The organism is Kitasatospora sp. NPDC098663 (assembly GCF_044760075.1).
GTDB lineage: Bacteria > Actinomycetota > Actinomycetes > Streptomycetales > Streptomycetaceae > Kitasatospora.
Genome location: NZ_JBIWAP010000031.1, coordinates 1 through 13,689 on the forward strand (window position 1 = coordinate 1; position 13,689 = coordinate 13,689).

General features: G+C 72.3%; 10 protein-coding genes and 1 pseudogene. 8 read left to right on the top strand and 3 right to left on the bottom strand.

Features of this window, described 5'->3' with window-relative positions; all coding sequences use genetic code 11:
- Positions 1-92 precede the first annotated feature (92 nt).
- From ACIQVZ_RS28755 to ACIQVZ_RS28765, 3 genes and pseudogenes are all read left to right on the top strand, one after another.
- Positions 93-231 (top strand): annotated as a pseudogene (locus tag ACIQVZ_RS28755) (ATP-binding protein); the annotation flags it as partial.
- A gap of 37 nt (positions 232-268) precedes the next feature.
- Positions 269-727 (top strand): DUF4279 domain-containing protein, encoded by a 459-nt coding sequence (locus tag ACIQVZ_RS28760; RefSeq protein ID WP_402453832.1) that lies wholly within the window; start codon positions 269-271, stop codon positions 725-727.
- Between the two features lie 202 nt (positions 728-929).
- On the top strand, positions 930-1,211 hold the full coding sequence (locus tag ACIQVZ_RS28765; protein ID WP_402453834.1) for a hypothetical protein: 282 nt from the start codon (positions 930-932) through the stop codon (positions 1,209-1,211).
- Between the two features lie 296 nt (positions 1,212-1,507).
- Here ACIQVZ_RS28765 and ACIQVZ_RS28770 read toward each other — a convergent pair whose 3' ends face one another.
- Entirely contained in the window at positions 1,508-1,945 is a 438-nt protein-coding gene (locus ACIQVZ_RS28770; RefSeq protein WP_402453836.1) for a hypothetical protein, read from the bottom strand.
- A gap of 1,876 nt (positions 1,946-3,821) precedes the next feature.
- Here ACIQVZ_RS28770 and ACIQVZ_RS28775 point away from each other — a divergent pair.
- Both ACIQVZ_RS28775 and ACIQVZ_RS28780 read left to right on the top strand, forming a co-directional pair.
- A complete protein-coding gene (locus tag ACIQVZ_RS28775) occupies positions 3,822-4,451 on the top strand; it encodes an LPXTG cell wall anchor domain-containing protein (protein ID WP_402453838.1) in 630 nt (209 codons plus the stop codon).
- Positions 4,452-4,674: 223 nt separating this feature from the next.
- Positions 4,675-8,040, top strand: a complete 3,366-nt coding sequence (locus ACIQVZ_RS28780; RefSeq protein WP_402453840.1) for a hypothetical protein — start codon at positions 4,675-4,677, stop codon at positions 8,038-8,040.
- Positions 8,041-8,159: 119 nt separating this feature from the next.
- Here ACIQVZ_RS28780 and ACIQVZ_RS28785 read toward each other — a convergent pair whose 3' ends face one another.
- Positions 8,160-8,660 carry a hypothetical protein gene (locus ACIQVZ_RS28785; RefSeq protein ID WP_350878620.1) on the bottom strand — a complete coding sequence of 167 codons (501 nt, stop codon included), beginning with the start codon at positions 8,658-8,660 and terminating at the stop codon, positions 8,160-8,162.
- Positions 8,661-9,101: 441 nt separating this feature from the next.
- Here ACIQVZ_RS28785 and ACIQVZ_RS28790 point away from each other — a divergent pair, with 441 nt between their 5' ends.
- Positions 9,102-10,034: a DUF6528 family protein gene (locus ACIQVZ_RS28790; protein WP_402453843.1), complete on the top strand. Its 933-nt coding sequence runs from the start codon at positions 9,102-9,104 to the stop codon at positions 10,032-10,034.
- A 148-nt stretch (positions 10,035-10,182) separates the two neighbouring features.
- On the opposite strand, the gene ACIQVZ_RS28795 is transcribed toward ACIQVZ_RS28790, so the two are convergent.
- Positions 10,183-10,497, bottom strand: coding sequence for a hypothetical protein (locus ACIQVZ_RS28795; protein WP_402453845.1), 315 nt, complete (start codon positions 10,495-10,497; stop codon positions 10,183-10,185).
- A 466-nt stretch (positions 10,498-10,963) separates the two neighbouring features.
- Here ACIQVZ_RS28795 and ACIQVZ_RS28800 point away from each other — a divergent pair, with 466 nt between their 5' ends.
- Together ACIQVZ_RS28800 and ACIQVZ_RS28805 are read left to right on the top strand one after the other, a co-directional pair.
- Positions 10,964-12,418 (top strand): MFS transporter, encoded by a 1,455-nt coding sequence (locus ACIQVZ_RS28800; RefSeq protein ID WP_402453847.1) that lies wholly within the window; start codon positions 10,964-10,966, stop codon positions 12,416-12,418.
- A gap of 270 nt (positions 12,419-12,688) precedes the next feature.
- Positions 12,689-13,672, top strand: coding sequence for an ABC transporter permease (locus ACIQVZ_RS28805; RefSeq protein ID WP_350878616.1), 984 nt, complete (start codon positions 12,689-12,691; stop codon positions 13,670-13,672).
- The last annotated feature ends 17 nt before the right edge of the window (positions 13,673-13,689 follow it).

A 13,689-nucleotide genomic window follows, 5' to 3' on the forward strand; every position in this document is an offset into this window, starting at 1 on the left:
CACCACGAAGACCAACGAGGACCACGGAAGATGGATACGGGCCGGTGGCAGCGGCGATCCACGAAAAGGAACATGTGCCAGCCCCAGATCGCTGGACCAGGACCTTCACCGACCCCCGGCTTTGCGCTGCCATCGTCGACCGCCTCACCTTCAACGGCACCATCATCGAGACCGGCAACCGAGTCCTACCGCCCCGCGCAGACCAAAGCCAGGCAGCAGGCGAGGAAATAGTCAGACGGCCGTGCGGCTGCGTCGGTAGTCTCCGCGGGTGTCGTTGACTCAGTACGTCTACTTTGCGATCTCCAGCGTGGGCACCACTGCCGACGAGATTACCCAGCTGCTTGGCGTGGAACCGGACGACGTCACGGTGCGCGGGAGTCTGACCACCTCACCTCACGCCGTCCCGTTTTTTCACTGCTGGAAGGTTGTCTGCTGCGAGCCCGGCCTACCGGTCGATGAGCAGATCAACCAGGTCCTCGGCAGGCTCCGGCCCCGCATGGAGGCGCTCAGCAATCTGACAACCCGTCTCGCAACCGAGGAGGGCCCCGGGGGCGCGATTCTGCAGGTCCACCGCTACTTCAACCGGCATGACAAGCAGCCCTCCGGCTCGCCGGACGCCACGAACCGCTTCGGCTGGCACCTTGACCGCGCGGTGGTGGACTTCCTCGCCGCAACCGGCGCAGATCTGGATGTCGGCGAATACGACATGACGCCCAGGAACGACTGACACCGCCCCCGTAACGCGGGGCCACTACAGACCGGAAGCGGGGCCACTCTGGGCCGGAACACACAAGGGCCCGTCGCAGCAAGCCGGGGCCAGTCCTCCCCGTACGTGCGGAGGTGGTCTGTTCCGTACCAGGTAGCAGTTGGGGTGGTCTGGGCCTGATGGGGGTCCCCCGTTCGGGGCTGTCCCGGCTATCGTGGCGGGTATGACGTACCGCGTGCAGTACACCGTCGAGGCGAAGACGACCATCGACGCCCTGCCTGCCGAGCGCCGTGATCTTCTGGAACGGGCGCTGGGAGTTCTCGCCCGCGACCCCTACCACAAGACCGCGACGGCACCGATCGGCCCGGACGAACACCTGCGGAAGGCCTACGCGGCGCCTGGCGTCGTGGTGGAGTTCATGGTCGCCGACCACGTCCTGGTCGTCGTCGTGCTCCAGGTCTTCGACGAGCTCCAGTACCTGATCGACGAAGCCGACGCACGCTGAACCGCTGCGAAGACCCGGCCCGTCGGGCACAGGAGGGTTCCAGCGTTCGGCCCGCACCGACGTGAACCGTCGGTGACAACCAGTACGGCATCGCGGGCCCGCCCGCTCTGTCCGCAGGCAGGAGCGCTCGGCCAACGCGAAGGTGACCCGGCTCCTCGACTCTACCGTCCGCCGCCGGCGTCGTCCGCTCCGCCCCGCGCGGGGGTCAGCCGATGGCCCGCGAGTAGTCGGGGGTCTGGAGCACGTCCTCCCCGCACCTACCGGGTCAGCCGTCCAGCACGCCGCCGACTTGTCGTTTAACTATCGGCGCGGCCTGCGGGGCCATCCTGCTGCTGTTGGCCGGCGGCTTCAGCTTGTGTCAGTGCCCAGCGCATTTGATCGGCATGTTCACGGGTCATGTCCCGGAGAGTGGGTGACTCGGCTGTTCGCTGGGCGGCGGCTTCGGCTGATTCGGTCCAGGCGCGGAGGAATTCGAGGGGGCGCTGGTGTCCGCATCCCAGTTCGGAGCCTGACTGGTCCGTGACCACGGCCTCATAGCCGATGTTCACATAGAGACTGACGCCTTGGTCGTGGAAGACGACTTCGAAGGGCGCTTCGTCGGAGTGCACGCCCTCGGGGGTCTCGGTGGTGATTGTGAACTGTTCCTTGGGGTTCATCCAGTAGTCCTCGCCCCATGGTTCGACCCAGATCCCGAGGATCTTCTCGTTGTCGTTATTCAACCTGATCTTCGGCATGGCCGCAGCGTAGCCATCTCGTGTGGCCTGCACTGCCGCTACCTGTAGTGGCTCAGCTGGTCGCCTAACTGTTCGTAGCGGCTCGTCATGGTTTGGTGCCTTTCTGGTGGTGGGCGGGCCGGGCGTACGCCTCGCCAGTGGCCAGGACTCTTCCCACCTCGTGGCGGGCGGCAGGCCGCTGATTCTTCGAGCCGGGCGGCTGGCCCGGGCCGGGGCGGGTGGGTTGTCCTCCCCGTGCGAGCGGGGGGCAGCCGTACTGCCGGTACTGCTCGCTCGCGAACCGCAGGTCCTCCCCGTGCGAGCGGGGGTCAGCCGAGGGCTCTACCGTCCGGACGATCGTCTCGCGGGTCTTCCCCGCACCTGCGGGGGTCAGCCGGACACCCGCCGCGAGGCCATCGAGGCCGCCATGTCCTCCCCGCACCTGCGGGGGTCAGCCGTCCAGGCAGGCTTCTGGACGTCGGAGCCGGACGTCCTCCCCGCACTCGCAGTGTTCGGCCGGAGCCGGAGGGGGTCGCGACCACCGGGTGTCTGCGACGGTCTCCAGCGGCCCCACCAGAACGGTGAGAAGTGGCTCCGCCAGGTGTTCGACCGCCGGGCCCGTAGATGGTCGGGGCACAAGCGCAGCCAGCGAGAAGGGGTCCGCGACGGCGAGCTGAGCCGTCGTCTGCCCGTTCGAGAGGTGGGGCCACTTTCCGCCGTTCGCCCGGGTCCAGCGGAAGCCATTCAAGACAACCGGGCGCCCGTAGCCGGTCCCCTCCCCCCTACGCTCACAGAACCAGCAGGCCCAGCGTCGGTGGCCTCTGTCACCATGGCAGTTGCTCCTTGACACCTCAACAGACCACCACGGCCCCGAACACCGACACCCAAGCTATGGGTTCCGCGCGCTGGTCAAGAAATCACAAAGGCGTTATTCCGTCGCAGGTCAGGAAGGGTCCTCCCCGTGCGAGCGGGGGTCAGCCGATTTTGGGCCCGTCGCCCCCCGTGCCACCGCAGTCCTCCCCGTGCGAGCGGGGGTCAGCCGGCGTACCGCAGGTTCATGCCGACGATCGGCACGTCCTCCCCGCCCTCGCAGTGTCCGGCCGGAGCCGGAGGGGGTCACGACCACCCGGCGCCCGTAGCCGATCCCCTCCCTCTGCGCTCACAGAACCAGCAGGCCCAGCGTCGGTGGCCTCTGCCACCATGGCAGCTGCTCCTTGACACCTCAACAGACCACCACGGCCCCGAGCGCCGACACCCGAGTTGTGGGTTCTGCGTGCTGGTCAAGAAACGGCAATGCCGTTCTTCCGTCGCAGGTCAGGAAGGGTCCTCCCCGTACCCGCGGGGGTCAGCCGACACTACGGGAAAGAACTCTCGGATACAAGTAGTCCTCCCCGTACCCGCGGGGGTCAGCCGGTCACGAGGCTGCACTCTTTCGGGTGGCGGCTGTCCTCCCCGCACCCGCGGGGGTCAGCCGCTCAGCCAGCTCAACCCCGCCAACATCGACATGTCCTCCCCGCGCGAGCGGGGGTCAGCCGGGTGCACACCAGAACGCGTCAGTGCGCACTTGGTCCTCCCCGTGCGAGCGGGGGTCAGCCGCACTGCCAGGACGGCCAGCGCCTGCACCGCCAGTCCTCCCCGTACCTGCGGGGGTCAGCCGGGGCAGAACTCCTCGAAGATGGTCCTGGGCGAGTCCTCCCCGTACGTGCGGAGGTGGTCTGTTCCGTACCAGGTAGCAGTTGGGGTGGTCTGGGCCTGATGGGGGTCCCCCGTTCGGGGCTGTCCCGGCTATCGTGGCGGGTATGACGTACCGCGTGCAGTACACCGTCGAGGCGAAGACGACCATCGACGCTCTGCCTGCCGAGCGCCCGACTACACCAACCTCGGCAACGTCCTGTTCGTGGACCGGTACGCGACCGTGCAGGTGCGTACGGCGGACGGGGCCTGGCGGACGCTGGACAAGGTGGCCGGAATCGCGCCCGACGACCCGGACGGCGTGTACCTCCAGGGGCGTGACTCCAGCCTCCGGTCGGGCGGCAAGGCCGTCGCCCGGGTGCGGGTGTCGTACGACGCGAAGACTCCGGCGGGCGCCACCACGCTCGGCCCGTGCGTGTTCGTCAACGAGGGCGAGCCGTTCCGGGGAACCACGAACTGCGGTACCCGCTCGACGATTCAGATCCTGCCCGCCGCCACGAAGGCGCCCGAGCCGAGCCCGTCCTCCTCCTCCTCGGCGCCGGAGGCCCCGGTGTCCTCGGCCCCGTCGGCCCCGGCCGGCGCCGCCGTGCCGGTCTCCGCGTCCTCCCCGAGCGCCCCGAGCGCCTCGGCTCCGGCGGACCCGTCCACCACCTCCACCGCGCCGTCCATCCAGCAGGCCCGCGTCGCCGACGTCGCGCAGCCTGCCGCGCCGTCGTCCGTCCAGCTCGCCTCCACCGGGGCCGACCACACCGCGGGCCTCGCCTTCGGCGGCCTCGCCCTGACGGCCGCCGGGGCCGGCGCCCTCTGGCTGCGCCGGGTGCTGCGCCGGGCCTGAGCGCGCACGGGGAAACCGAACGCGAAGGAGCCCGCCATCCTCCCCGGGGGGGCGGGCTCCAGCCGCGGGCGGCACGTCGGGCGCGCGGCGTCGGCGCCGGCCAGGCACGGTCCTCGTCCGCCCCACGCCTCGTCCGCCCGCGTCCTCGTCCGCCCCACACCCGCTACCCGCATCCCCGGAAATCCGGTGGGAGGTACCCGTCGTGGCAGGTCAGAATGGTCGCATGCCGCACGAAGTCGAACAGTTGCTCGCCGACCTCGACCTGCGCCCTCACCCGGAGCGTCAGCGGCTCGTCGCCCGCAGGGCCCGGGAGCTCGCCGTCGACGGCGAGCTCCCGGGCCTGCTGCTCGACCTGGAGCGCTCTGGTCTGTACGGTCGGCGGCTGGCCGCGCTCGCCGCGTCGGCCGGCTGCGCCACCGACTACCTCTCCGAGCGGCTGACCGACCCCGACCCGGTGGTCCGGGGGTACGCCCTGCGCGCCGCCCGCACCCAGGGCGTCCCGGACGAGGCGATCGAGGCGGCCTTCACCGGCGCCTCCTGCACCCTGCGCCGGCAGTTGGCCCGGGTCGTCCGGCACGGCCGCCGGCACCGGCTGGCCGAGCGACTGGTGGGCCGCCTGCGCGCCGAGTGGGGCGATGCCGAGGCCGCCCGGCTGCTCTCCGCCTGCAGCCCCGCCTTCGTCGAGCGGACCCTGCCCGACCTCGCGCACGCCGTACCGCTCGCCCCCCTCGCCGCGCGTTTCCCGGACGAGGTCCTGGCCCACCTGGAGCGGCTCCTCGCCGAGCACCCCGAGACGCTGAGGCTCGGGCAGTGGCCCGCCCTCGCCGACGCCCTCGGCGCCACCGTGCGAGCCCGCCCCGAACGGGTCCTCGACCTGCTGGAGCGGTTCGGGCCCGATATCCCGCTGCGCCGCGACCATCTGCCACCGCTGGCCGCCACGGACGCCGAACGCACCGTCCGGCTCCTCGCCGACCCGCGGCGCGGCGCGGTCGGGCCGTACACCACGCCGCCGACGAGCGGCACGCTGCGCCGGCTGGTGCGCGCCGACCCGCTCTCGCTCGCCGCCCTGGGCCGCCACTGGCTGGCCGCACCCCGCTGCTTCGCCGCCCTGTTGCGTGCTCTCCCTCCGGGCCGGCGCGGCGCGTTCCTCGACCTCGTGTACGCCGGAGCCCTCCCACGGGAGGCCGAACTCTCTCTCCTGCTGCCGCTGTTCCCGCACGCCCGCCGCCACGCCGAGGCGCGGCGGCAGGTCGCCGCGCGCCGCGCGGAGGGCCGCCCCTGGGCCCAGATCGCCCTCGTCTTGGCGTATCTGCCCACCGAGGAGGCCCAGCCGGAGCTGCGGGCCGCTCTCTCCCGCCCGGACGCCGACGACCGGTCCGCCGCCTGGACGGCCCTGTTCGCCAACGCCGCCGCTTCGGACGACGGGGCCGCCGTCCAGGACGCGCTCGGTCTGCTGCCGCGGCTGCGCAACGAGCAGGACCCGGTGCGCTGCGCGGCGCTGACCGCACTCGTCCAGGTGCCCGCCCGGCTGCTGACCCGGGCGGCGGTGCCCCTCCTCGACGCCGGCGTCCAGGACGCGGTCGACGCCCGTGACTGCTCGTACGCCACCCGCGCCGCCCTGCAGCGGCTGGTCGCCGAGGTCCTGCGCGAGCACGCCGTCGCCGACGGCGCCGAGCTGGTCGAGTGGGCGCTGCGGAGCCTGCGCAGGATCGCCGGGCAGACCGGCACGGTCGAACTCGGCCGACTGGAGCACCGGCTGCGGCGAGGCCAGGAGCACGCGGTGTTCGCGACCTTGCGGCCGTGGCTGGACACCATGGCCGACACCGCGGAGTACTGGCTGCTGTTCACCCTGGCCCGCTCGCTCGGCCGACGGGCCCACAACATCCCCGAGCTGCAGGAACTCCTCCTGCACGCCCTCCAGTTCGGGTCGGACGGCGCGTTCACCACGGCCGCCGCCCTGTGGCTGGACGACCCGCGCACCCGCGGCACCCGGGTCGCCGAGATCCTCGAACTCGAGCCCTCCGCCGCCGTCCTGCCACCGGTGCAGGGCGTGTTGGTCGAGCGGCGCACCGACCTGCTCGACCCGCTGCTCGCCCCCCTGCCGCCGTACGGGCGGTTCCTCAGGCGGTCGCAGCGGGCGACCCTGCCGCCCACCTGCTCGGCGAGCCGCTGGACACCGCGCCAGTGGCAGGCCGCCGCCCGCCTCGCCGCCACGGCGGCGAGCGACCCCACGGTGCCGCTGCACGGGCGGGCCGCGGCCGTCCACGCCGCTGCCGCGATCCCGCAGTACGGCGAGGCGGTCGTCCGCGCCCAGCTGGACTCCGCCGAGGTGGTGCTCGCCGAGGCGGCGCTCGCCGCGCTGGCCTGGACGGACCGGCCCGCCGACGCGCTGCGCGATCTGCTGGCCCACGCGGGCGGCGATCGCGCCCGGGTCGCGGTGTACGCGGCCACCCGGGCGGCCCGGTTCGTCCCGCCGGGCGAGCTCGCCGAGCGGCTCGGCGAGCTGCTGTCCCGGACGCGGGGCAGCAAGGTGACCAGCCGCAAGGAAGCCGTGCGGCTGGCCGCCGAGCACCTGCCGCCGTCGGCCGCCGCCGACCTGCTCGTCGCCGCGTACCGTGCCGAAGGCCAGCACCACGACGTGCGCGCCGCGGCGGTCGCCTTCGCGACCGGCCTGCTGGACGCCGAACCCGTCTGGGAACTGCTCGCCGACGCCGCCGGGCAGGCTCCGCCGTCCGTGCGCCGCGCCGTACTACGGGCCGACCCGGGGCATCTGCCCGAGACCCACCGGGCCCGCTACGCCAGGCTGGTGGCCTCCGTCGCCGCCGCGCCGGAGCCGGAAGTCGCCGCACCCGCCCTCGCCGCGCTGCCGCGGTGGGCGGCCTGGGCCCCGGAGACCGCGGACACGGCGCGGCGGGCCGTCACCGACCCGGCCAACCGGGGCGGCTGGCAGGAGGCGGCGGGCGCCGTCCGTGCGCTCGCCGCCTCCGGGCTGCCGCACCCGCTCGGCGGCGCCGCCCCTGGCAGCCTGCTGCACCGCACCCTCGCCGAACTCGCCGCCGCCGCACGGACGGACGACCTCGACGCCGGGGGCGACCGGGACCTTCCGGCCCGCCGGAGGCTGGCGCACCTCACCGATCTCCCCGCCGACGACCGCCACCGGCCGCTGCTGGCCGGCGCCGCCGACCTGCTCGCGGACGAACCCGACCTGGCGGGCATCAGGGCCGCCGCGCTGCGCCGACTGGTGGACCCCACGGCCGGGCCGCAGGCGCTGGCGGCCGCGCTCGGCGTGCTCGCCGACGCCCACCGAGGCCGGCCGGCGGCGGCCGCGCTCACCGCGCTGGCGCTGTTGCGGGAACACGCCTCGGGCCCGCTGCCGCCGCCCGGGACGATCGATGTGCTGGCCCGGACGGCCCGCCGGGACGGGGACACCGGCCCGGCTGCCGGACTGTTCGCCACGGCGCTGACGGAGGCCTTCGGGGACCGCCTCGGCTGGCCCCAGGAGTGGCGGGCCCTGTTGCGCGGGCTGCGCGGCCACCCCTCGGCGGACGTCCGCGAGCGCGCCCTCGCGGTCGTCACGCACCGGGAGTGACCTGCTGCACGCACCGGGAGTGACCTGCGGCCGGGCCGTCCGGCGCGCGGCGCCTCGACGAAGCGGGCGGCCCCTGGAAACCGCCATGCGAACGGGGCCGCCCGGGGAGCCGGTCGGCGTCAGTCGCAGTGCGGCAGGGACTCCTGGCTGCTGTCGTAGCTTCCGTTGGAGAAGTTCCACGTGACGGTCTGACCGTTGCAGTTGTGGCCGCCGGCGGTGAAGTTCCAGTTGCCGTGGTAGAGACGGGTGTTCGACACGCCGGTCACCGGAATGAATCCGGAGTCCCACCACCACGAGCCGACGTTCGGCTGGGGCGAGCCCGTGTTCGAGTTGTGGTTCGAGCTGGACTTCACGTCGATCAGGCCGCCGTGCCAGTTGCCGTTGACGTAGTTGGTGTTCCACAGGTTGATCTCGGTGTAGGCCTGCTTGCTGCAGGAGTTCCACGCGAGGTAGGCCCGACCGATCGACTGGCCCCCGGCCACGATGGTGCGGGCGGGTCCGAGCACCTGGCCGCAGTCGGCCGCGCCGGCGGTTCCCGCTCCGACCGTGGCGAACGTGAGGCTGCCCGCAATGACGGTGAGCACGGCCGAGGCGGCGCGCAATCGCGTGCTGATCCGCATGACTCTCCTTGGGAAGAGCTTCGAGGTGACTGTGGGTCACCCGTTGGCACCAATGCTTCCACCGGACGTGCACACGGTCCATAGGAAGGACGTCAAGGGTCCGCCGGGAGGGGTTCACCCGGACGCTGCGACGAGGATGGCGCCGGGCCGGGGCGCCGGGACGCAGAGTAGATAGTCCGATAATCATGGCGCGAAAGGGACGTGGCAGTGTGCGCGAGAGCCGGAGCGGGACTCAGGCTGGGATCCGTCCTGGGCGGCCTGATGCTGACGGCGTGTTCGACCCCCGCCCCGCAGGCCGTGGACGGCAGCGGCGGAGAGCCTCGCGGCAGCGCGGTGGTCATCGCGGCTGATCAGGCGCCCGGGCAGGCAGCCGTGCCGGGTGATGCGTCGGGTGATGCGGCCGACCCGGGGTCCGGGCAGGCCGGCGTTCGGGGCAGTGCGTTGATCGTCGCGGTCGATCAGGCGTCCCGGCAGGTTCTCGTCCTGGACGGCGAGACGGCGCGGGAGGCCGGACCCGAGGCCGGACCCGAGGCCGGACCCGAGGCCGACCAGTTACCGGTGGTGTGGTCGTGGACCGCTGACGGCGACGACCGGCTGGCCGACCTGGAGCCGGCCCGCAGCTGGGCCAGGCCCACCGAGGCCAGGGACGTGGTGCTCGACGGTGAAGGCTCCCTCCTGGTCACCGCCTCGGGTGGCCTGGCAGCCCTGGTCGACACGGCGACCGGCACGCCGATCTGGGCCACCGACCTCGGCACCTCCGCCAACCCCCACAGCGCGGAGCTCCTACCGGACGGCAACGTCGCCGTGGTCGCCAGCACCGGCGGCTGGGTGCGGCTGTACGCGGCCTCGGAGGGGCCCCGCAGCACCACCTACACCGAGCAGGAACTCGACGGGGCCCACGCCGTGCAGTGGGACGAGAGCGCGCAGCTGCTCTGGGTGCTCGGGGACGACACCCTGCTGGCCCTTCGGGTCGGTGGCACGCCCGACATCCCGTCCCTCACCCCCGAACGCAGCATCCCCCTTCCGGAAGTCGGGGGACACGACCTCGCACCCGTGCGCTCCGCGCCGGGGACGTTCTGGCTCAGCACCGGCGACCGCCTGTGGCGCTACGACTCACACCTCGACCGCTTCGAGGCCGTCGGGCTGGGCGCGGAGGACTCGGCCCGCGGGATCAAGAGCGTGGGCAGTGAGCCCGCCACCGGTCGCCTGCTCACCATCACGCCCGATCACGCGGGGACCTGCTCCTGGTGCACCTCCGCCGTCACCTTCCACCACCCCGACGGGACGCTCGCCCTGACCGGAACCGAGCTGTACAAGGCCCGCTGGTGGACCACACCGCTGCCAGGTCCGGGCCCGACGGACCGACCCCGGTAGCGCGGTCCTCCGGCAGCCGCGGGCCACGCTCGACGCCGGGGCGGGGCCTGCGGCATCCTCGCCGCCACTGCCGCCGCCGGCCACGCCGAGTGGCAGCGCATCAGCGACCACAACCGGCCCCGCCCCGGCCTGCCGCGCCTCGCCCGTGTCAGCGTGGGAGAAGGGACTGCACCAGGTCGTTCGCCGAAATGAGCCCCAGCCCCGGGACGGCGTCCCGCAGCACCTTCACGGCCCGGACCGGGTCCAGCGCGGGGTCGACGTCCGCCGCGGACAGGATCCGGCCTGCCCACCGGCTGACACGCTCCTCGTCCGCCACGATCACCTGGCGATCCACCACGCGCAGGGCCGCTTCCAACCCGGGCCGCTCCGCCGCGCCCGCCGTCCGTATTTCCGCCAGGAGCTCGGCACGGACGTCGTCCAGGTCGTGCAGGACCACGACGGGGTGTGTGGTGTTGGTGAACATACGAGTTCTCCGATCAGGGCACGAAGCAGAGCACGAAACAGGGCACGAAGCAGAGCACGAAGCAGGGCAGGAAGCGGGCGACCACGTGGTCGGCTCTCGTGTACGACCTGTCGCCGGCTCCCGCCGATTCCAACCTAGACCACCATGCGAACCTCCCGCTGCCGCGCCAGTGGCAGGCTCCCCCGCCACGGAAACGGCCGGATCATCCGCACCACCGCGACGCCGTTCCCGTCGAACTGATGGTCCCTCAGCCGACAAGTCCCCTATCCTCGCGTTCGGGGGGAGGCCAACGGACCGTCATGACCTCCTCCCACCTGCGCATACCGCCGCCGACACCTCCGTCGACCACGTGGCCGACGTCCTGGGCGAGTCCTTCACCAGCGATGAGCCCGCGCCCCGGATGCCGCCGCGCTGTCGCCCGGGCGCCTCGCCGAGCTGCTGCGACCACCATGGACTGGAGATTCCGATGCCCGCCCCCGGACCGACGACCAACGCCCCGCCGGTGAACGGGATACCGCCCGGGCGTCCGTTCTCGTGGCGATTCACCACCCCGTTGTTCGTCGGTTCGGCGCTCAACCCGATCAACAGCTCGCTGATCGCCACGGCTCTCGTACCGATCGCCCACGGACTCGGTGTGTCGATCGGGCAGACCGCCGCGCTGGTCACGGCCCTGTACCTGGCCAGCGCGATCGCCCTGCCCACCGCGGGCAAGGCCGCCGAGGTGTTCGGCCCACGACGGGTGTTCCTGGCCGGAATCGGACTCGTCATCGTCGGAGGACTCGTGGGCGGCGCCGCCGACAGCCTTCCGACCCTCCTGATCAGCCGAGTACTGATCGGGTCGGGCACCTCGTGCGCCTATCCGACGGCCATGCTGCTGATCCGCCGCCGCGCCGAGGACGCCGGTCTGGACAAGCCGCCGGGCGGAGTGCTGGGCGGCCTGCAGATCGCCGGCATCGCCACCGCCTCCCTCGGGCTGCCCCTGGGCGGTGTCCTGGTGGCCGCGCTGGGCTGGCGATCCGTGTTCCTCGTCAACGTTCCGGTCGCACTCGTCGCGCTGGTCACGACAGTGGCCTGGGTCCCACCCGACAGCCCACCACGCAGCCCATCCGACAGCCCGTCCGGCAGCCCACCGAACCGCAGCCGACGCGCCCGTGACGTCGCGGCCGCCCTCGATGTCGTCGGCATCGCCGGGTTCGCCGCCGCGATGATCGCGCTGCTGCTGTTCCTGTTCGCCCTGCCCGACGCCCACTGGTACCTGCTGGCGATCTCCACCGTGCTGTGGATCGCCCTGGTGCTGTGGGAGCTGCGAGCCGCCACCCCGTTCCTCGACCTGCGCCTGCTCGCCGGCAACCGGGCCCTGACCAGCACCTATCTTCGCTACGGCCTGGTCCTGGTCTGCGCGTACGTAGTGCTCTACGGCGTCACCCAGTGGGCCCAGAGCGTCCGGGGACTGTCCGAGACCGAAGCCGGACTGCTCCTGTTGCCCATGACGCTGATGTCCGGCCTGGTGATCTCGCTCATCTCCCGGCGCAACACGGTGCGCGGACCGGTCACAGCGGCGGCCCTGGCCTGCCTCGTCGGTTCCGCCGGCGTACTGCTGCTCAGCACCTCGGGCTGGATCGGATGGGTCGTGGTGGTCACGCTCGTCTTCGGCGTCGCCATGGGCACGTCCGGCGCGGGCAACCAGACCGCCCTCTACGAACACGCCCCCACCGAACAACTCGGCACCGCCTCCGGCCTGCTGCGCACCATCGGCTACCTCGGCTCGATCGCCGCTTCCGCGATCACCGGCATCGTCTTCCGCACCCACGTCTCCGACCGCGGCATGCACCTCGTCGCCTGGATCATGGTCGGCGTCGGCGTCGTCCTGCTCCTGACGACCCTCGCCGACCGCACCCTGCGTACCCGGCCCGCCTCCTGAGCAGGTATCTGCGGGGAGGGCGTCGTCGACCCGGTCACCTGCGAATGTGAACGGGGGAGTGGGGTCGACGCCTCTTTGCTGCGGGGGTGTTTCGTTCCCATGTACATATGCCCGGATCACTGGCGTCGCGCACCAGTCGTACACAGACTCGTATCTGCACGATCGTGCACTCGACTCCCACCCCCAGAAGGTCCCTACCGGCATGTGCACCTCCTCCAGACCCGACGTTCCCCAGGCGCTCCCGCCGCACCTGGTGGGGAGGTGCCGTCCGTGCTCCGGTACGTGACACGCAGGGCGGCGGGCTGGCTCCTGGTGATCGCCATGGCCACCAACGCCACGTACTTCCTCGCCAGTTGGTTCCTCGACCCGCGCTCGAACTTCAAGGAACTGCGTCCGGTCCGCACCGAGGAGCAGATATCCCGGGCCCTGGCCCCCTACAACCTCGACCCGCACGAGCCGCTGCTCCACCGCTGGTGGGACTGGCTGACCAGCGTGGTCCTGCACTTCGACTGGGGCCGCTCCCCGGTCGGGGTCCACGTGAACGGGGAGATCGGCTACCGCTCCCTCGTCAGCGCCGAGCTGGTGAGCGGCGCGACGGTCCTGTCGGTCGTCGTCGGTGTCGCCCTCGCGGTCCACACCGCCTCGCGCCAGTACGGCTGGAGGGACCGGGCCGCCCAGGCCGTCTCCATGGCGCTGTTCAACGTGCCGGTGTCCATCGCCGCCCTTGCCGTGGTGCTGCTGGCCATCTGGCTGAACGAGCAGGCCGGTTGGCACTTCCTGTACGTCGCGGGGGAGAACTCGCCCGGCGTGGAAGGGTTCTGGGCGACGGTCGGTGACCGGCTGCTGCACCTGATCCTGCCGACGCTGACGCTCACCCTGACGGGGTACGTGGGCTACCACCTCACCCAGCGCTCCCTGCTGCTGGACGTCATCGGCTCCGACTTCGTGCGCACCGCCCGGGCCACCGGGCTCACACGTGCCCAGGCGATCCGCCGGCACGCCCTGCGCACCGCCCTGATCCCCACCGCGCAGTCCGTGGCCTTCAGCATCCCGGCCGTCTTCACCGGCGCGGTCCTCACCGAGACGATCTTCGGCTGGAACGGCATGGGCCAGTACTTCATCCAGACCATCGGCAAGAACGACGTGCACGGCACCGTGGCGGTCGCCGCCTTCGCCGCCGCCCTGACCGCGATCGGCGCGATCCTCGCGGACATCGCCACCGTTCTCCTCGACCCGAGAGTGCGGGTGAGCTGAGATGGGCACCCCTGTGA